General features: G+C 45.5%; 17 protein-coding genes. 14 read left to right on the top strand and 3 right to left on the bottom strand.

All coding sequences use genetic code 11. From position 1 onward, the window contains the following. Positions 1-145 precede the first annotated feature (145 nt). The 8 genes from GVN16_RS25210 to GVN16_RS25175 all read left to right on the top strand — a co-directional run bounded on the left by GVN16_RS25210 (position 146) and on the right by GVN16_RS25175 (position 11,279). Positions 146-1,786, top strand: a complete 1,641-nt coding sequence (locus GVN16_RS25210) for a TldD/PmbA family protein (RefSeq protein WP_166566752.1) — start codon at positions 146-148, stop codon at positions 1,784-1,786. A 52-nt stretch (positions 1,787-1,838) separates the two neighbouring features. After that, positions 1,839-3,176 (top strand): TldD/PmbA family protein, encoded by a 1,338-nt coding sequence (locus tag GVN16_RS25205; protein WP_166566751.1) that lies wholly within the window; start codon positions 1,839-1,841, stop codon positions 3,174-3,176. An 85-nt stretch (positions 3,177-3,261) separates the two neighbouring features. Next, entirely contained in the window at positions 3,262-3,876 is a 615-nt protein-coding gene (locus tag GVN16_RS25200; protein ID WP_166566750.1) for a DUF4159 domain-containing protein, read from the top strand. A 3-nt stretch (positions 3,877-3,879) separates the two neighbouring features. Next, entirely contained in the window at positions 3,880-4,854 is a 975-nt protein-coding gene (locus tag GVN16_RS25195; RefSeq protein WP_166566749.1) for a MoxR family ATPase, read from the top strand. A 341-nt stretch (positions 4,855-5,195) separates the two neighbouring features. Beyond that, a complete protein-coding gene (locus tag GVN16_RS25190; RefSeq protein ID WP_166566748.1) occupies positions 5,196-6,062 on the top strand; it encodes a DUF58 domain-containing protein in 867 nt (288 codons plus the stop codon). Further along, positions 6,059-7,282, top strand: coding sequence for a BatA domain-containing protein (locus GVN16_RS25185; RefSeq protein WP_166566747.1), 1,224 nt, complete (start codon positions 6,059-6,061; stop codon positions 7,280-7,282). The genes GVN16_RS25190 and GVN16_RS25185 overlap by 4 nt, the downstream gene beginning before the upstream one ends. A 121-nt stretch (positions 7,283-7,403) precedes the next feature. After that, complete coding sequence (locus GVN16_RS25180) at positions 7,404-9,623, top strand: DUF4175 family protein (RefSeq protein ID WP_166566746.1); 2,220 nt, start codon at positions 7,404-7,406, stop codon at positions 9,621-9,623. After that, positions 9,624-11,279, top strand: a complete 1,656-nt coding sequence (locus GVN16_RS25175; RefSeq protein WP_166566745.1) for a hypothetical protein — start codon at positions 9,624-9,626, stop codon at positions 11,277-11,279. Positions 11,280-11,473: 194 nt separating this feature from the next. On the opposite strand, the gene GVN16_RS25170 is transcribed toward GVN16_RS25175, so the two are convergent. Together GVN16_RS25170 and GVN16_RS25165 are read right to left on the bottom strand one after the other, a co-directional pair. Then, a complete protein-coding gene (locus GVN16_RS25170; RefSeq protein ID WP_166566744.1) occupies positions 11,474-11,977 on the bottom strand; it encodes a hypothetical protein in 504 nt (167 codons plus the stop codon). Between the two features lie 79 nt (positions 11,978-12,056). Beyond that, positions 12,057-12,782: a hypothetical protein gene (locus GVN16_RS25165; RefSeq protein ID WP_166566743.1), complete on the bottom strand. Its 726-nt coding sequence runs from the start codon at positions 12,780-12,782 to the stop codon at positions 12,057-12,059. Between the two features lie 753 nt (positions 12,783-13,535). Between GVN16_RS25165 and drt2 the strand changes: the two genes are divergently transcribed. Both drt2 and GVN16_RS25155 read left to right on the top strand, forming a co-directional pair. Further along, the gene (drt2, locus tag GVN16_RS25160) at positions 13,536-15,119 is read left to right on the top strand and encodes an antiviral reverse transcriptase Drt2 (RefSeq protein ID WP_166566742.1); all 1,584 of its coding nucleotides are present in this window, start codon (positions 13,536-13,538) and stop codon (positions 15,117-15,119) included. A gap of 390 nt (positions 15,120-15,509) precedes the next feature. Then, entirely contained in the window at positions 15,510-16,613 is a 1,104-nt protein-coding gene (locus GVN16_RS25155; protein ID WP_166566741.1) for an acyltransferase, read from the top strand. 280 nt (positions 16,614-16,893) lie between these two features. Here GVN16_RS25155 and GVN16_RS25150 read toward each other — a convergent pair whose 3' ends face one another. Beyond that, complete coding sequence (locus GVN16_RS25150) at positions 16,894-17,475, bottom strand: tRNA-(ms[2]io[6]A)-hydroxylase (protein WP_166566740.1); 582 nt, start codon at positions 17,473-17,475, stop codon at positions 16,894-16,896. Between the two features lie 536 nt (positions 17,476-18,011). Between GVN16_RS25150 and GVN16_RS25145 the strand changes: the two genes are divergently transcribed. The 4 genes from GVN16_RS25145 (at position 18,012) to GVN16_RS25130 (ending at position 20,199) form a co-directional block, all read left to right on the top strand. After that, a complete protein-coding gene (locus GVN16_RS25145; protein ID WP_166566739.1) occupies positions 18,012-18,299 on the top strand; it encodes a YtxH domain-containing protein in 288 nt (95 codons plus the stop codon). A 37-nt stretch (positions 18,300-18,336) separates the two neighbouring features. After that, positions 18,337-19,281 (top strand): hypothetical protein, encoded by a 945-nt coding sequence (locus GVN16_RS25140; RefSeq protein WP_166566738.1) that lies wholly within the window; start codon positions 18,337-18,339, stop codon positions 19,279-19,281. Positions 19,282-19,358: 77 nt separating this feature from the next. Continuing rightward, complete coding sequence (locus GVN16_RS25135) at positions 19,359-19,715, top strand: phage holin family protein (protein WP_166566737.1); 357 nt, start codon at positions 19,359-19,361, stop codon at positions 19,713-19,715. Next, on the top strand, positions 19,702-20,199 hold the full coding sequence (locus GVN16_RS25130) for a hypothetical protein (protein ID WP_166566736.1): 498 nt from the start codon (positions 19,702-19,704) through the stop codon (positions 20,197-20,199). The genes GVN16_RS25135 and GVN16_RS25130 overlap by 14 nt, the downstream gene beginning before the upstream one ends. Positions 20,200-20,315 lie beyond the last annotated feature (116 nt).

Raw genomic sequence — 20,315 nt, 5'->3', positions numbered from 1 at the left:
GATTTAAAGGTGAAAGAACATACTCTTTCACCTTTATTTTTGTAAAAATCCCCCTGCATGGGTTATATTTTTATGGATACAAATCCGTATTTTTATTCTTTAGTAATTCCTAAAACTATTATTTCACTATAAAACAGAAAAAGCTTTGAAAAGAAGAGATTTTGTTCATTTATCCGGCTTAGGTTTGGGAGCCATGATGTTGCCCAATTTCCCTGTTTCCGGCAGGCCGGTTTCGGCCGAAGCCCTTTTGGAATCAGGCGTTGATGTGGCTGTCAAAAAGCGTCTGGCAGATGCCGCTTTAAATGCCGCCAAAGCCAAAGGAGCTACCTATACCGATGTGCGTATCGGCCGCTACCTGAACCAGTTTGTCGTTACCCGTGAAGACAAGGTGCAGAACATTGTCAATACCGAATCTTATGGGGTCGGTGTGAGGGTAATCGCCAACGGATGCTGGGGTTTTGCTGCCATCGTTGATGCGAAAAGCGAAGCCGACACTGCCAGGGCTGCCGAAGAAGCGGTGGCCATTGCCAAAGCCAACGCCAAACTCATGAAAGAGCCGGTGATCCTGGCCCCTCAGAAAGGTTACGGAGAAGTGTCATGGAAAGCCCCGATCCAGAAAAACGCCTTTGAGGTGCCTATCAAAGAAAAGGTGGATTTATTACTGGGTGTGAATGACGCTGCCCTGAAAAACGGTGCCAACTATGTCAACTCAGTGTTATTTATGGTCAACGAACAGAAGTATTTTGCTTCTTCCGACGGATCATACATTGACCAGGACATTCACCGCATCTGGCCGATTTTTGCCGTGACGGCCATCGACCCGAAATCAGGTAAGTTTGAAACCCGCCAGACCCTCAGTGCTCCGGTAGGTATGGGTTATGAATACCTTCAGACCAATCCGAAAGATAAGATCACTGGTATCACGACAAGATACAATAAAGGATATGATATGCTTGAAGATGTGATTGCCGCTTCTAAACAAGCCAAAGAAAAACTAACTGCCAAATCGGTGGAAGCCGGAAAATACGATCTTGTTTTGGATCCATCTCACTTGTGGCTGACCATCCACGAATCGGTAGGTCACCCGCTTGAGCTTGACCGCGTGCTGGGCTATGAAGCCAATTTTGCCGGAACGTCATTCGCGACACTGGACAAATGGCAGTCCAAGAACTTCAATTACGGCAGTAAAGAAGTGACCCTGTTTGCAGATAAAACGCAGGTAGGCTCACTGGGAGCTGTAGGCTGGGATGACGAAGGGGTCAAAACCAAACGCTGGGACCTGGTGAAAGACGGTACACTGGTGAATTACCAGGCGATCCGCGACCAGGCTCACATCATTGGTGAAAAAGAATCTCATGGCTGCTGCTATGCAGACAGCTGGAGTTCGGTACAATTCCAGCGTATGGCCAACGTGTCGCTTGCGGCAGGTAAAACGCCGTTGTCAGTGGCCGAAATGATCAAAGATGTGAAGAAAGGCATCTATATCATCGGTGACGGTTCATTCTCTATTGACCAGCAGCGTTACAACTTCCAGTTTGGCGGACAATTGTATTATGAGATTAAAGACGGTGAAATAGTCGGTATGCTGAAAGATGTGGCTTACCAGTCGAATACCCAGGAATTCTGGAATTCATGTGTCAAAATCTGTGATGAGCGTGATTACCGTTTGGGCGGTTCGTTCTTTGATGGTAAAGGCCAGCCGATGCAGTCAAGTGCCGTGTCACACGGAAGCTCGACAGCACGTTTCAATGGTGTCAATGTCATCAATACAGCCCGTAAAGTGTAAATCACACTTTGCCAAGACAGGTCTTATTATCCAAAATTAATGATCAAAAACAATGTCCGTAATATTAACCGAAGCTGAAGCCAAAGCCTTGTTGCAAAAGGTTTTAAAATATTCCAAAGCAGATGAATGTGAAGTCAATCTGCTGGGCGAACTGCGTGGAAATTTGCGTTATGCCCGAAACGAAGTGTCGACGAGCGGTTTGCTCATCAACCAGAACTTATCTGTTCAGTCCTCATTCGGCAAAAAAGTAGGGGTAGCCACCATCGATGAATTTGATGATGCCTCCATCGAAAAAGTTGTCAGAAGGTCCGAAGAGCTGGCCAAGCTGGCTCCTGAAAACCCCGAATACATGGGTGTACTGGAACCTCAGACTTACCTCAAAGGAAGCGGTTATTTCGAATCAACCGCCAAAATGACGCCTGAGAGCAGGGCTGATGCAGTCGCCAAAAGCCTTGGGCTGTCCAAAGGTCAGAACCTGCAGGCAGCGGGATTCCTTGAAAACCGCAATGGCTACACTGCCATGATCAATTCAAAGGGATTGTTTGCCTACTATGCCAATACCAATGTCAATTTTTCGCTGACTGTCCGTACAGATGACGGAACAGGCTCGGGATATGTCATCAAAGGCTACAATGATTTCAACAAATTAGATACGGCTAAAGCTTCCAGCATCGCAGTCCAGAAGTCACTGGGCTCAAAAGGTGCCAAAGCATTGGAGCCGGGTAAATACACCGTTATCCTCGAACCGACCGCGGCGGTGGTTTTACTTGAAAATATTTATTTCGATATGGATGCCCGCGGAGCGGATGAAGGACGTACGTTTTTCAGCAAGCCCGGAGGCAAAACCAAACTGGGTGAGAAAATCGTGGACGAAAGAGTGACCTTCTACTCCGATCCTCAGCATCCGGACCTTCCGGCCTCGCCATGGTCAGGCGACGGACAAGCCCAGGGCAAAACCAAATGGATCGAAAAAGGGGTGGTTAAAAACCTTTCCTATTCGCGTTACTGGGCGGCACAAAAAGGCGTTAAACCTTTGCCTGGCCCGAACAACATGATCATGGAAGGCGGTACCGCCACACTCGAAGAAATGATCAAAAGCACAAAGAGAGGGATCCTGGTGACCAAATTATGGTACATCAGACCTGTGGATCCCCAGACTTTGTTGCTGACGGGGCTTACCCGCGACGGAACGTTCTACATTGAAGATGGAAAGATCAAACACCCGATCAAAAATTTCCGCTTCAACGAAAGTCCGATCATCATGCTCAACAACCTGGAGACGCTCGGCGTTTCGGAAAGGGTGGTGAGTACTGAGTCGGATCAGAGTTACATGGTTCCTCCCATGAAAATCCGTGAGTTTACTTTCAGCTCACTTTCAGATGCGGTTTAAGAATATCAGAAGTGCCGGCTCACAACCGGCACTATATTTCTTCTTACTTCGTTTCTAAATACTTGATAACTAATTAATTTTTCGTTTGAAACCTTTCGTTTTTACCCGGATTCAATACAACTCAGGAGATTGGGATACTGATCAGCGGATGCCTTCCAATATCCTCAATTCTTTAGTGGAGTATACCACAATCCCGATTGATGAAAAGGAAAAAGTCGTCTTGCTGAGCAGCAATGATATCTTTAAAAGTCCCTTTTGTTATTTAAGCGGACACAAACTGGTGGAGTTCTCGGGTCAGGAGCGTGACCATTTTTACAAATATGTCCAGAATGGCGGATTTGTGTTTGTAGATGATTGCAATCATGACATCGACGGTTTATTTGCCCGGTCCTTTGAACAGGAAATGGCCCGGACTTTCGGACCGAAAGCCCTTCAGAAAATACCTAACAGCCATCCTTTATACAATTGTTTTTTTCATTTCGACGGCCCTCCGACCACGAGTTTCGAACTCAACGGCTGGGGAGACGACCTCGTTCATGACTACCTGAAAGCTGTGCTGGTCAACGGAAGAATCGGTGTGCTATACAGCAACAAGGATTATGGCTGCGAATGGGACTACGATTTCAGAAACAAACGCTGGCTGGCGGAAGACAACACCAAATTTGGTGTCAATATTATCAATTATGCATTAACCGTTTAAGTATTGGAAACTTCATTAGAACACTATAAATCACTGGTAACTAAGCTACCGGACCTGAAAAAAGAAATCGGCAAAGTCATCATCGGACAACATGAGGCCATCAACGAAATCCTGATCGCTTTACTCGCCGGAGGCCACTGCCTCCTCGAAGGTGTACCGGGACTGGCCAAAACCCTGATGGTCAAAACCGCCGCTGACGCCCTGGACATGAAATTCAAGAGGGTGCAGTTTACTCCCGATCTGATGCCGGGAGACATCGTCGGAACGGAAATCCTGGAAGAAGACCACGAAACAGGCAAGAAGTTTTTCAAGTTTAACCAGGGACCGATCTTTGCTAACATCGTCCTGGCCGATGAGATCAACCGTACACCGCCCAAGACACAGGCGGCATTGCTGGAAGCCATGCAGGAATATAAGGTGACTTACGCCGGGACAAACTACGCCCTGCCCCTGCCCTTCCTGATCATCGCTACCCAAAACCCGATTGAGCAGGCCGGAACGTACCCGTTGCCTGAAGCCCAGCTCGACAGGTTTTTATTATACATTAAGTTAGGTTATCCTTCAGAGTCGGAAGAGCTTCAGGTGTTAAAAAGCACCACGGGATCATCCAAACCTGATATTAAAACCGTGCTTTCTGACAAAGACATTATAGACCTACAAAAATTGACCCGTCAGGTACACATCAGTGATGAACTGATCGAAAAAGTAAATCAGCTGGTAAGATCAACCCGTCCGGCACAAACCACTTCGGAATATGTAAAACAGTGGTGCGACTGGGGTGCAGGTCCGAGAGCCGGTCAGGCCCTGGTGTTGTGTTCCAAAGCGAGGGCAGTGTTAAATGAAAGGTTCTCGGTGATTCCGGAAGACATTGAAAACCTGGCCTACCCTATCCTGAGACACCGCATCGCCCTGAATTTCAGAGCTGAAGCAGAGAACATCACGACGGATGATGTGATCAGGGAGTTGTTGAAGAAATAAAATAGCAAATCCGAACGGGTTTTATTGAAAAGCATCAACACGGAAAGGTGCGACCCCGTCAGGGTCGGATGACATGAATGAAACAATCTTTCTATAAACATTTGACCCCGTTGGGGTCAGGAAAGGAGAAAAGAATCCGGTTAATGAATCCAAAGGATTCAAATGTTTATAGATGGAACAGGCAACATAAAGATTTTACGACCCTGAAGGCCCGCACAAGCTGGCGATCACATCGGGCGGGGGTCGAATGTTGTGAATGAATGATGGTTTTTATATAAATCTGGCTCCTCTAGGGTCATTAATCTAAACAATTTCCCCTCTGGGAATATCAACAAACAAAAATGGCTCCGCTAACGACCGAATTGGTAAAACTCAACAACCTGCAGCTGGCCGGGAAACTGGTCAGTGAACAGCTTATGCTGGGTATTCACAGCAGTAAACGCTCCGGAGTCGGCACCGAATTCGAACAGTACCGCCACTATGAACCGGGCGATGATCCAAAGCGTATCGACTGGAAACTGTATGCCCGGGCCGGGAAACACCTGGTGAAGGAATCAGCCACCGAAAGTAACCTGCAGGTGAGGATGGTGCTGGACTTGTCAGGCTCTATGAATTATGCGGAAAAAGGCATCAGCAGACTGCATTATTGCAAAATATTACTGGCTTCGCTGGCCTACCTGGCTTACAGGCAAAGTGACCAGATGAGTTTATACAGCCTCAAAAACGGGGCATTACAAACCCTGGTGCCCAACGGCAAAAGTGCTTTTCAAAGGATATTGTACAGCCTGGAGAAAGCCGAAGCAGCGGGCAACTGGCAAAACGAAAACCCTAAGTTTCCGGAGTTTCAGACCAAACAGAAAGAGCTCGTTATCATCGCTTCTGATTTTCTGCAGGTGGGAGAAGAATGGTTGCAACTGATCAAAAACACCGCCAGCCCGAGACGGGAAGTGGTGATTTTCCAGGTGCTGGGTGAAGAAGAACTTGATTTCAAACTGGAAGGTTTTTACAGGTTTAAGGACCTCGAAACCGGGAAAGAATATGAACTGGAGGCTTCTGCGATCAAAGAAGAGTTCAGAACTGCTTCTGCAAGTTACCTGGCTCAGCTGGAAGAGGCCCTGCGGATTCCTAATGTGCACCTGGTGCGGGCTTCTTTGCATGACCCGATCTCAGGCGTGATTTCAGAATCATTAAAGAAAATGAAGCTATGACGATGGAACTACTGAATCCTTTGATGTGGTGGGGAGCATTGGCCGTGGCCATTCCGCTGATCCTGCATTTCTGGCATCAGAAGAAAGGCAAGTTGCTGAGCTGGGCCGCTACACAATGGCTCAGCGAGAAAAACATGCAGCAGTCGCGGGGACTTAAACTGGACAACCTGCTGCTCTTAGCCTTAAGGATATTGATGATACTGATCCTGGTATTTTATTTAAGCAAGCCGCTGATCCATGGCTGGGGAGGTAAATCTTCTCCGGAAAAAGTGCATTTTATACAGCCGGACAAAAGGGTGGTGGAAAACTTCCGGTTTGAAATAGAGGAGGCTCAGAAAAAAGGAGAAAAGCTATTCTGGCTCAACAGCCACGGCGAGGCTGTCAAAAGCCTGACGGATATTCCCGCACAAAACGATACCCGGCCGCTCGACTGGCAGTCCGGCATTAACCAGGTGTATCAGGCCAATCATCTCAAAGGGCATGAGCAGCCGGAGATTTACTTTCTTAATCAGAAGACTCTCATGAACGGTACTCATGTGTATGTCCCGGATACATTTAATCTGCATCCGCTTACAGATACAAGCGGTGCCGGTAATCAGCCTTATATCCTCTCATCTGATCAGAAGAAACTGATGGTGAGTGAAGCGGGCATTTTAAGCAATCAGACTGCTCAGCCATCTTCAGCTGAAGGTAAACCTGTACACTCGGGAGCCATCCAGGTGTTGATCAGCCATCAGGATAAAACAGAAAAACAGACCATAACGGCAGCCCTGAAAGCTTTGAAAGAAGTTTACCAGGTTGACCTGCTCATTGACGAAGCGGCGGTAGCTCAAAAGAAATACGACTGGACATTTACCGATACCATGCCGGACAAATTCCCGTCCTCCGGCCTGTTGATTGTTTCGGGAACAGACAAGCTGCCCGCTGCCAAAACAGTCATTCAGCCCAATGTGGTTAATATCCCGTTTCATCTCAATCCGCAGACCTCTGATATGGTTTTTAACGGAGAATTGCCTGAATGGATCGGGGAAGTACTGGTGAAGCATTATCAGCTTAACCCGGATCATCAGCCCTTAAGCAGAAAACAACTGAATACGATATTCAAAACCAAAAAATATACACCCAAAGCAGAGAACTCATGGTTTCCGGCCTCTCTGTTATTGGTTTTCATCCTTGTCCTCGGAACCGAACGGTGGATAGCTATCAGGAAGAATGCATGAAATGAGCTTAAAATTTATTCAATTCAAATTACACCGTAAAGAATGAATAAATTTCAGGTGAATTCCTGAATGTCTTAAAATTTTTAAGATATTCATTTCCTGGCTTAAAAATTTTAAACAGATGAAAGAGATCAATAAAATCATATCAGGGGTTAATTTCCAGTTGCATGGGGCAGCTTTGCTGAAGAGTTTGTTCTGCGGAGCGGCAGCTTTCCTGCTGATCTCTGCCTTTACCCCTGCGGTAGTGTGGAGTGCTGTAGCCGGACTGGCTGTTTTTGCCGCAGCAGCTTACCTGACGGGTTTGTTCAAAGATAAAAAACAGGAAGCCGTGAGATTGATCCACCGCACCATCGGTGATACAGAATACAGCCTGCCGCTGCTGGAAGTAGAACAGCCCAACCTGGCCGAACAGCTTCAGCTCGAGCGGTTGCTCACCAAGATTCAGGGACATCAGATCCCCAATGTTTTATCCTCCCGGCTGGGTATTTACCTGCTGGCCTTTACTGCAGCACTGGCGGTGCATTTCGGATATCCTTTGCTCAGCAAAAAACAATCGGCGACAGGGAGTATTTTCAGTGAGCTGCAACCTGACAAAAAAGTGAATGAGGCTTTACCGCCGAAATTTGCCTCTGCCAGACTGGGCATTTATCCCCCGGCTTATACCGGCATCGCTGCCAAAGAAACGGATGAGCTAAATGCCTCCGCCATCACGGGTTCGGTATTGCGTTGGCGGGTTAAGTTTGATCACAGCAAGCAACTGGTGATGAAACTGAGCAATAACCGCGGCGAAGAATTACCTTTCAAATTACACGACGGCACTTTTGAATATTCCGATCACCTCCTCAACTCAGGCCTTTATGCCTTAAAAGCTTACTGGAAAGATTCGCTGGTATATCAGTCGGATTACTACCGCCTCGAGGCCATTCCTGACCTTGCCCCGAAGATTGAGCCGGCGTCAAAAGAATTATACCGCTATCATTTCCTGAAAGATCCGAAAACGATACAGATCTCGGCCAAAATCTCTGATGATTTCCTGGTGAGTCAGGCCTTTATTGTGGCTACCCTGGCGAGGGGGTCGGGAGAGAATGTGAAGTTCAGGGAAGTGCGGTTCCCTGTGGGGCAGGCCAACTTCAAAACGGCGTCTGTGTCTAAAACCATCGACCTGAAAGCACTTAATTTTGCACCGGGAGATGAGCTTTACTATTACTGGGGGGCGGTTGACAACAAAAGACCTGAGCCTAATTTCACCAAATCTGATACTTATTTCATTGTTTATAAGGATACTTCGGCCACAGAAGAGGGTGACCTGGCAACCATGGCGATGAACATCATGCCGGAATACTTCAGAAGCCAGCGACAGATCATTATCGATACGGAGAAGCTGATTGCGAAGCGGAAGAAGATGGATAAAAAGGAATTCAACAGCACTTCCAATGAGATCGGCTTTGACCAGAAAGCCCTGCGTCTGCGTTACGGGCAATACCTCGGCGAAGAGTTTGAGAATTCCATCGGTGGCGGGGCGGCTTTGCCTCCCGGTGGCGGCGGAAGTAACAGTACAGCCGATTTACTCAAAGGTTTTGTGCATGCCCATGATGAAGGGGAGCACGACACTGAACCGGGTGGCGGACATGAACACGAGCATGAGCACGGCGGAAGCAAAACCATGAATGAGGACAAGGATCCTGTGGCGGCACTGCTGGAAGATTACGTGCACTCCCATGACGACGGCGAGGCCAATACTTTTTACGAAGAATCGACCCGGAGTCTGCTGAAAATGGCCCTGGAACAGATGTGGCAGTCTGAGCTTCACCTGCGTTTGTATGAACCTGAGAAAGCCCTGCCTTTTGAAAAGAAGGCCCTGGAGTTTCTGAAATCGGCACAACACAAAGCCCGGACTTTTGTCAAGAAAACGAGCTTTGATCCGCCGCCGATCAAAGAAAAGGAGAAAAGGCTGACAGGAGAGTTGACCAAGTTCAACGACAAATACAGCGTGGAGAAGGTACTGACGAAAGTGCAGCTGGAAAAACTGGTGGCGGAAGTCCTGGGGATCCTCGACACACAGCAGGCAAATCAGAAACTGGGGGCCGTTCAGAAACAAAAAGTGCTCACGCTGGGGACTTATCTGAGCCATAAGGCAGTCAACAGCAGCCTGTCGAGCTGGTCGGTGCTGACGTTGTTGCAAAAAATCATCAATGATAAAAGCTTATCGGAAGACGAGCAATCGGAATTAAAAACCAAAATGTATGCTTTGACCGGGACGGGATTGCCAGGCAATCTTCCCGGCAAATCATATTCAAGTGAAAAAAGACTGGAAAAAGCTTTCTGGAAAAACCTTCAATAGATGTACTTAAACACTGTTATACTTTCATTTCTTTCGGGCTACAACTGGCTTGTTTTCATCGCGTTGCTGTTGTTACTGGCGGTGCAGCTCCGGGCCATACTGACCCGCAAAAACCTGAGTAAAGCCCAGGTGAGGGTGAAGCTGTTCCTGAATGTTCTGCTGTGGGTGATCCTCCTGCTGTTTGCCATCCAGCCTACCTGGACGAGCTCTGCGGGGTCTGATAAGCTGCTGGTGGTGAGCGATGAGGTACCGTCGGCGGTCGTGAGTAAGATGAAAGACAGCCTGGCTATTCCGGCGAGCATGTCTTATGCTGAGTTTAAAAGAAAAAGCAATAAGGGGGCTGTTCATGCGGGAAGTTTCTATTTCCTGGGGCAGGAATCCGACCCCGAAATCATCAGCCGCCTGAGCAGTCAGCAGGTGACGTGGCTGCCTTATTATGAACCGGACCAGCTGCAGGATGTGCGGTGGAAAACAGTGCTGAGGCGGGGTGACGTGCAGGAAGTTTCGGGTAAAATGGACCTCAGCGAAGCAGGCACCCTGAAAATAAAGTATGCCGGAAAGGTGCTCGATAGTGTGATGCTAAAAAAAGGGTTTAATGCTTTCAGACTGAGTTTCCCGGCTTTTTCGGTGGGCAGAACTACCGCCGAACTTGAACTGCATGAGAAGGAACTTCAGCAGGTACGTTTTTATACCGTCAACCGGCCTCCGCTGTCTGTTCTTTTCCTGCTCGACAACCCCGATTTTGAAAGTAAAACGCTTGCCGAATGGCTCGGACACCAGGGGTATCGTGTCGAAATGAGCACCCAGGTGGCTAAAAATACCTTAAACAGAACTTCGATTAATAAATCGGCCGGGGCTTTTGTACCGGATCTCATCATCACTGACGCGGGCAATGCTACCAATAGCCAGGTAAAAAAGGCGGTGTCGGAGGGCAAAAGTGTGTTCTTTTCAGGACTGACCGAACCGGGACGTGACCTGAATGCGATTAACCTGGCCCTGGGCACCAGATGGAAAGCGAAAAAGATATCGAATGAGGAGTCTGTGGCGGTAGGCAAAGAGCTCACCACACTCCCCTACCAGATAGAGCCGCACCTCAACCAGAAAAATGTGGCCGGATACCCGGTAGCCGTGCAGAAAACTGCCGGAAAAGTGGGTGTAAGCCTCCTTAACGAGACTTTTTCGCTAAAACTGAGCGGCGACAGTGTAACTTATAACAAAATATGGGCGGGTATTCTGCAAAATCTCACTCCTGCCTTTGACAACAACGTGGTGCTGGATGGCCCCGTGCTGAAAGATGTGCGGACAAGTTTCCGTGTCAATCAGCCGGCTGCTTCTGCTGAAAAACTCCATCTCGAAAACGACACGGTTTCATTGAAAAAGTCGGCCGTAAATGCCTTAAACTATGGTACAGATTACCGTTTCAGTCAAACAGGCTGGCAACCTTTCCAGGATTCTCTTGAAGTGTATGTGGAAGATGGCCCTGCAGCCCGTGCGAAACAGATAGAAGAAACCGTGCTGGCCCATGCAGAACTTGAAACGGGCAGTTCAGGTAATGCCACCGGGACCATTACCTCAGAGGTGCCGGATTGGGTGTGGTTGGTGGTGATTATGGTGGTGCTGACGGCATTGTGGGTGGAGCCGAAGCTTGGGTACTGAACAGCTGTTAGCTTTCTGTTCTGCACGGATGGAATATTTGTTGTCACATGTCAAAACATGGAGGAGTCATCAGCCCTAGGCAGTCTGTTTTCGGTCTTTTGTATTATTTCGTTGGGACATTTGTTCTTTGCTCTTCAGGATATTAAAACCCCGGTGGCTGATATGTGTTTGTCAGAGGTACTATTGTCAGATATTCAGGTTGTTTTATGTTTTACGTTGTCAGAAATGAAGCAGCGGCGGGTTGTTTTTTGCGGGTAGCCTGCATTATTATGTTTTACTTTCGGGGTATTGAGAAAGATGTCCGTTAGTCTGACTCTCGGGTCGGTAGTTCCCTCACTCCGGTTGGTATGTTCTTCATTCGTGTCGATAGTTCCCTCTATCAGGTTAGTATATTCTTCACTCTTGTCGGTAGTTTCCTCACTCCGGTTAATATGTTCTTCACTCATGTCAGTAGTTCCCTCTCTAAGGTTAGTATGTTCTTCACTCGTGTCGGTAGTTCCCTCTCTCAGGTTAGTATGTTCTTTACTCATGTCGGTAGTTCCCTCACTCTGGTTATTATGTTCTTCACTCGTGTCGGTAGTTTTCTCACTCCGGTTAGCAGGTTCTTCACTCGTGTTACTATATTCTTCACTCATGTTACTATGTTCTTCACTCGGGTCGGTAGTTTCTTCACTCGGGTTAGCAGATTCCTCACTCATGTCGGTAGTTTCCTCACTCGGGTTAACATGTTCTGCTCTCGTGGCGGGTGTTTCCTGGTATCGGCAGGGACATCTGAGCTTAATGCATCAGGGTCCGGAACTGGAGGTGGTTGATCTCAGCGAAGGCAGGGTCGGCGGCTCCGAAGACTGACCTGAGGTAGTCTTTCACCATAGTGGCCAGGCGAACGAGGCCGTCTTCCGGGCTGTACAGTATCTTATCACGGGCTACGCGGGCAGAGAACCAGGGGTTCTCGGAGGCTCCGACAGCGTCGTAGAGGGCTTTCAGTTCTTTAGAAAACTGTCTCAGGCCGTCGGGTTTCATGAATGGCTCGTTGGGCTGGTATTCCGGATGTGAGCTGACAAACTGGATTAAACTGTCGAGGTTGCTGATGCGGGTGTCGTAGCTGAGTTGTGAGCCGGAGATGGTTTTCAGGCCTTGTTCTTCGGCGAGTTTGCGGGTCTTGAGGCGTTTTCCCTGAATGCGGCGGTTGATGCTGCGGGCTCCTTCCATGGTCTGGGAGCTGACGCCGGAGACCGACAAGCCACTGATGATCCTGGTGGCGAGGGGCTTCAGTTCTTTGAAGGCCTCAATGCGGGCACCGACGGCGTTCTGGTAGGCTGTGCGTTTTATGTTGCATTCTACGAGGATTTCGCGGGCCTGTTTTGCTTTGTCCCTGAGGGCGTTGAGGGAGATGAGGGCATTGCCGGGTTGGTACACATCTTTATTGCTTACACAGAAAGCGATGAGGGTTTCGAAATTGGCGACATTGATGACATGTCCGGTGGAGGTGGAGTTTCTGATCATGTTTTTTATCTGGTTGTGATTCAATATTTTAAAACCGGATAAATGTAGGAGAGATTGGGGGATTTGTCAAGGGGGTGAGGGGATATTTTTAGAAAGCCATGCTAATTCATGACATATTTACATACACTTCCGATATCAGGCATAAACACGATGCTTTTTCCCATTTTGACAGGCTCTAACATGATTATCCTTCAAATTCACAATAATTAACCTGCCATAATGACAGCAAAAGCAAATGGCACAATTATAGACGAAACGAACATGCATAGGTGTCAGGCCGATGGTAGAATGTTAAAGTTACCGAAACGAACTGATATTTCCAACACAGCAGCAATGCTGGTAAGAATATCGGGAGTGCAAGTGCTCGTAGCAGCTGCTACCGTAAAGAGTAACAGCTGAACAAGATTGCATAATGTAGGTACTGCTTTCATCCTTCTAATGTTAAGAATCCCCTCCAAAGAAATTTGGAATGCCCGAGGGGCTGAAAAGTCTTAAGGTTTCAAGGAAAACGAAACTAGGATCCAATCATCCTAGCGGTAATCTTGAAAAGGTTGTTATTACAATCTGAAGTGCCACATCCCAACATACATTGTTGGTTTGATTGGCCATGGGTGGATAGGTGCTGTAGAGGTTAAATCCTCAAAGTTTAGGGGTAGACTTTCAGCCCAGGCAATTTAAAAAGTGCACACCGTCTGGTTTAGTTATGATTTGGTATTGCTTTCCAGACGGTGTCCCATTAAAAACTTATATTCTATGCTACTAAATGAAAATGATGAATTTGAGAAAAACTGGCAAGAGTGGTCGGAATTAGAGGAAGCTAACTATACTGTTATAAAAGATAAAGCCGGCAGAGAAATTAAAAAAAAGTATAAGAAGAAGGGCTACACCCATTTTGACTTAAGGATTTGGTTTCCAAAAAGAAAAGAAGAGTTAAAAGCTCTTTTGAAAAATCAACTAAAAACGCATCATAAGGAACATAAGAAAGAAACGTGGTGGAGTTTTCGCCCCTTTTTAAAAATTCTCATAAAAACTCCTCGATATAAATATCAAGAATCTGATAACTCTTACAACTTAGAAACAAAAATCCGCCCCATATGCTTCGCTTCACACACTGACAGTCTTATTTTTAGTTTTTATGCCCATGTACTTAATAAGAAATATCAAGAATACATTTCCAGCAAGAATTTTGATGAGTGTGTATTAGCCTATCGTTCGGATCTTGGGGGAAAATGTAATATACAATTCTCGAAAGAAGTATTTGACGATGTTAAAAAGAGGGGTAATTGCACGGCAATTGCGTTGGATATAAAAGGATATTTTGACAATATTGATCATTTAATCCTTAAAGAAAAATGGAACAAAGTAATGGGAGGTACTCAAATTCCAGAGGATCATTATAAGTTATATAAAGCCCTAACTAAATATTCTTATGTAAATAAATCGAGTCTTCTCAGGAAATATAATAATCCCAAGGAGAACAAATCTGTAAAGACGCTTCTAGACTTGATCCCCGGTAAGGCAGACTTCGAGAAATACAGCCGACTAAGAGATGACAAATTAATAACTGTTAACAAAGGAGAAAATAAAAACAGGCCAATCGGCATCCCTCAAGGTTCCGGTATGAGTGCGGTACTTTCAAACATCTACTTACTTGACTTTGATAGAGAGTTCCACAGAAAATCTCAGAGTGAAGGATTTCTCTATAGAAGATATTGTGACGATATTTTATTAGTTTGTGAAAGTTCAAAGGCTGAGGAACTAGAAACGTTTATTATTGAAAAGATAAAGAATGATTGTCTCTTAACTATTCAAGATAAGAAAGTTGAAATAATTGAATTTAAAGCAAACTCCAAAGGTGTGATCAGAGGATTTAATAAAAAGAAAAAAAGAGAAAAAAACATCAAAACGATAGACTATACTAATGAAAAACACTTTTATAAACCCCTTCAATATCTTGGCTTTGAGTTTAATGGCCAGGACGTGTTAATTCGGTCTAGTAGCCTTTCAAGGTACTATAGAAAAATGAAATCTCGCATAATAAAAACTGTCTCCATGGCCTACAACAATAAGGAATCTGAAAAAATATGGAAAGCACAATTATTTGAAAAATACACTCATCTTGGGAAACGGAATTTTTTAGCTTATGCATTCAAAGCGTCAAAGGAAGTCTACAAAAATTCTAAAAATGAATCTAAACCAGGACTAAATTCTCCTGCAATTCGCAAACAACTAAAGAGGCATTTTGATATCCTATTAAGTTCATTACAAACTAAAAACAGGCAAAGATTTAAATTTAAGTCAATAACTAAAAAAACAATAGCTCTCAAAAAGGTATAGATGCCATTATTCTACTTATTTGCCAACACCCACACAAAATGTAATTCATAACTCTTACACATCAAAAAAACAATAAATCAGACTTGTTTTTGTGCAATTTTTCTTTATCTTTACCAACATGGTGAACTGCACCCGGAAGGGAAATGCGGCGGATCCATAAAAACTAACAAGACGTTAATTAAAAAATCACTTTTTGAATCCATGGATAATTGTACAAAATCGCCTCGTTTGAACATGCCGGCAAAGAGCTGACCTGCGTGCTTCAAATATTGATTCTTATTCCGTTTTACCCGTTGGTAACCACCTTTTGACATCCTCCCGGAGGTTGTCGGACTGTGTATTTTTTCGCGGAACTATTCTTAACAACAACCCAAAGACTTTAAATTCCAGATGAAAGATCAGCAACTCACTTTTACCCGTTTTATCGCTTGTTTTATCGTGGTGGTCAGCCACTTCGGATTTGACGGCGAAACCATCATCTTCCCACTCAACTATATTCCTCACCACGAAGTCTTCCACTACGGGGGCCTGGCGGTGCTGTACTTTTTTATGTTGTCCGGCTATGTGCTTTATGTCTCTAACAAAAAGAAATTCACGAGTTATACCTTCCCCAAAATATCGACTTTCTGGCTGTTGAGGTTCGCCCGGATCTATCCTGTTTACCTGTTGTCGTTCATTGTGATGGCGGTTTTGGGTACGCGGAGATACGGCGACATCAACCTGTCAACGATAGAATGGCTGTCTAATTTTACGCTGACGAACAGCTGGTACGACGGAAAAATCATTACCGAACCGAAGATGATCAACGGCACGAGCTGGTCGCTGTCGGTTGAGCTGATCTTTTATCTTCTCTGCCCGTTTTTGTTTTACCTTATTGACCACAGGGTTTTCAGGGTTTTCTTTTTGCTTTCCCCCTTCTTTTTCTATTTCGTAGAGCGGCCGCTGACGCGTGAATACAACTGGTACCTGCTGCTGATGTATCATGTCTTCTTCATATTCGGGCTGCTGGTGGCTCATTACAAACCTGCATTTGAGGCGTTTCTCAGCCGGATAAAATATAAAAAGCTCTTTCAGTACGCCTTCACGATCGTTGTCTATTCCGCCCTGCTGATCCTGACGATGAAGTTTAAGGTGAGTTCGTGGTACAGGACAATCTACATCGTACCTGTTTTTGCCCTGATGATTTTAGGGGTGGCTTCTTTCCGGTCTTTGTTACTTGACCTGTACAACACCTGGATCTGCAGAAAGCTGGGCGAGATCAGCTATACGATATTCCTTTTCCAGTTGCCGGTGTATCTTTATCTGTATGCGAGGTATTTTCATGAGGATTCTTTAAACGTGAAATTCTGGAAGACCTTTGTGATCCTGCTGGTGCTGAGTTATTTTATCAATCTGTTGTTCGAAGAGCCGGTGAGGAATTGGGTGAAGAACAGGTTGGTTGGGCCGGAGAAAGGAGGAAGGAAAAAGGAGGAGGCGTTAAGCAGTAAGCTGTAGGGAGTAAGCAATAGGCTGTAGGCTGTAGGGAGTTTTGAGGTTGCGGGCAACCTCGTGGTTTCGGTAGATACGCACAGCCTTCTGAAACCATGAAGGGGAAAGGTAATCGGGATATGAAGTATTGCTGGTTACAGTTCGCGGTAAACAGACGTTGCGTGCAACGTCTCTACAAAAAAGCTAAAGGCTAACAGCCAAAATCTAAACAGCCAAAGACGTTGCCTGCAACGTCTGTACAGAAAGGCGGAGCCTCAATCCGGGCAATCATTCAATCATTCATTCATCACCCATGTATCCGTTCTTCTTTCCCGTAGTTTTCGATGATGGAGGCTTCGTAGGCGAGCCATTCTTTCCATCTTTTGTCGACGTCGACACCTTCGCCATACTGGCGTGCATAACCGATAAAGGTGGTGTAGTGTCCGGCTTCGCTGACCATGAGGTCATAGTAAAACTTAGAGAGTTCTTTGTCACTGATGTTTTCTGAGAGGACTTTAAACCGCTCACAACTGCGGGCTTCGATCATGGCTGAGAATAATAGTCTGTCCACCAGCACTGCCCGGCGGCTTCCGCCCTTTTCCATGAACTTATATAGCTCGTTGACATAATTGTCCTTGCGTTCACGGCCGAGCACCAGTCCGCGGCTTTTGATGAGGTTATGTACCTGCTCAAAGTGGTCGAGTTCTTCTTTGGCGAGGGCCAGTAAGTCGGTGACCAGGTCCGTCAGTTCAGGATTGTTGGTGATCAGGGTGATGGCATTGGTGGCGGCCTTTTGCTCGCACCAGGCGTGGTCTGTCAGAATCTCTTCAATGTTAGATTCAACGATATTTACCCAGCGGGGGTCGGTAGGAAGTTTTAGTCCAAGCATAGTTTTGTAATTGGGATGTAAAGGTAAGGAATTTCCGGGGAATTAGTTTTGAGTGAGTGAATGATAGAATGAGTGAATGCCTCAATGAATGAGTTAGTGAATGATTGAATGCCTGCCCGGCCTGGAGCTCTGCTCCGGATGGGCCTGCCCGGCCTGAGGCTCGGCCTCGGAAGGGAGTGAATGTTTCAATGAATGAATACTTCAGTAAATGAACAATACAATCCTGATCGAATTTCATGGCAGGGAACAGACCCGACAAGACATCGACGAAAGGAGACGTTGCATGCAACGTCTTTACAGAATAACCGAACAATAAACAATCCCGCCGGGGCGGAGCCTCAGGCCAGGCAAACATTCACTAAACCATTCTATCATTCTACACTCAATCAATCATTCTATCACTAAAAATCCCCCTATTAGTCAACAGATTGGGGAATATGCACCCCGGAATAGTTCCCAAATCTCTGAAAACCAGCGGGGAATATGATTTTTATCTTGTCTGTTATAAATTATTTCAAATTAAAACTCCTACAATTATGACTAACAGAAGCAAATTATTCATCGGACTTGGGATATTGTCAGCTGCCACTGCAGGCGTAACCATCGGATTGGCTTTTGCTCCGGATAAAGGAACAAAAACGAGGTACAAATTGAAAAGAGGTATAAATGATATCGCCAACACACTGCTTGACTACATTAATTCTTCAAGATCAAACGTGATGAACAAAGGTGAAGAAGTGATCGACAGAGCTAAAGCCAAAGGAAATGAACTGAAAGGATACGCCAAAGCGAAAGTTGAGGAGTTGGAAGAAGAAGTAAAATGAATATGATGATCCGGTATCGGGATTAAATAGTACAACAATGGAAGCGAATCAGCCAAAGCCTACGAGCCTGGTGGTTATGTCTTTGAGCATAGCCCTTGTAGGGGCCGTCATGTTTGATCTGTATAAGAACAGGTTGGATTTTGACAAGTCTCTCGAAAATGCCTCGGTAACAGCTGCAGTGGATTCGCTTTCATTTGTTAAAGAAAATCTGAAGAAGGACGTAGAAACAGCGGCCCGTAATCTTCAGAGAAAAGCCGATAAAATGAATATGATTGTTGAAAAATACAACGACATCAATTCAAGTATTGAGCAGAAAACGGTCTTACTCCGGAAATTCAAGTCCCAGAATGCAGAATTGAGAGACTGGGGACGGGACGGAAACCGCCAGGTGGCCTTACTGAACAAACAGATCGAGGACCTGAATGTGGTCAAAAATAAACTTGAAAATGAAGCCAGGGAGATTCCTGCTTTAAAGGAAGACCTGGTTAAACACAAAACCTCAAACGACTCTCTGACAGTCCTTTATGTTGAAAAAGAAAAGGCCTATGAGAAAGTCAGCAAAGACCTGAACGAAGTGAGTAATTATCTTACGGCGGACCATTTCAGGGTGGAGGTTTTGAATTACAGGAAGAATATTACGTCTTTGGCCCGCAAGGGTAAAAGCCTTAAAATATCACTCACGATACCTGAGTATCTGAAGAAACTGCTGACAGATCATGAGAAAATATATGTCACGGTTTACGACAGTAAAAATCAGCCGGTAGCAGGGTTACTGACTGAAAACATAAGCACTCAGGGAGAAAATATGCCGATTAAATTCCACGCATCTCAATCCATAGAATTAACGCGGAATCCACTTGAATTACAAATGAACGTACCACTTTCAAAACGCTTGAATCCCGGAATTTACGCTGCTAAATTTCACACCACTCAAAAATACCTTGGTTCGGTCGGATTTACGCTGAAGAACGGGATTTTCTGATCATTACACATCTTTACACGTACAATTGACGTATTTATGTCATGTAACTTATTTATGAATTTTTAAATACTATCATCATGGAAAACTACGAAAACAATCAAAATATAATTGAAAATGTAACCGAATACGTTAACCTGAAAAAGGAGCTTGCTCTGCTTTCTCTTTCAGAAAAAGTTTCGGAGGTAATTTCAAAAATGGCCGTTTCGGTATTTACACTGGTTTTTGCGGGTACTATTCTTTTATTCCTGAGTTTCGGTCTGGCTAATTCTATCAATGCTTTTCTGCAAAGCACTTCCATGGGATATTACATCGTTGCTTTTATATATCTTCTGACCGGCGGGTTGATCTATGTTTACGGCCAGGCGTTTCTGAGACAGTTCTGGATTGATAATATTTTATCTACCTTAAACGACGCAGATCATGAAAAAGACTAATTTAGAAAGCATACAGGCAAGAAAAGAGGAGATCAGGTTCAGGCTGAATGAAATCGAGAATGACGTAGCCTACGATGTGGCCTCTTTTGCCGATAAACTGAACCCTTTGAAAGCGGTTTCCTCCTTCGTTTCCAATGCGGTAATCAAGCCCAAAAGCAAAGACCTGGCCACCTGGGGTATCAATATGGGTGTCGACCTGGTGGTTTCGAGGGTACTGTTTCGCAGGGCGGGGCTGATCGGCAAATTTGTGGTGCCGTTTATCCTGAGGAATACGCTGAAGAATGTCATTAATAACAACCGTGAGAATATAGTAGAGGGTTTTCTGAAATGGGTGGTCCGCAAAACGGAGACGCACGACGAGCCTCAGCTGAAAGACAAGGAGATCAGGGTGATGCACGTCAGCGAATCATCGAACGGTGTGGTGAATGTGGAAAAAGAGAGAATCAGTACGCTCTATCTGCCACCAAATACGAGTTTAAGTTAACGCATATAAGTTGGGTTGTATTCATATTAAAAAAACGCCGGGGTTTTGCTCTGGTGTTTTTTTTGTTGTGACCGGAGGAAGGAAAAAGGTATTAGCTGATAGCTTTAAGCGATAGG

The sequence above is a fragment of the Emticicia sp. CRIBPO genome, from assembly GCF_009905725.1.
Lineage (GTDB): Bacteria > Bacteroidota > Bacteroidia > Cytophagales > Spirosomataceae > Leadbetterella.
The sequence above is the reverse complement of the archived record's forward strand: the minus strand, read 5'-3'. Positions and strand labels throughout refer to the sequence as shown.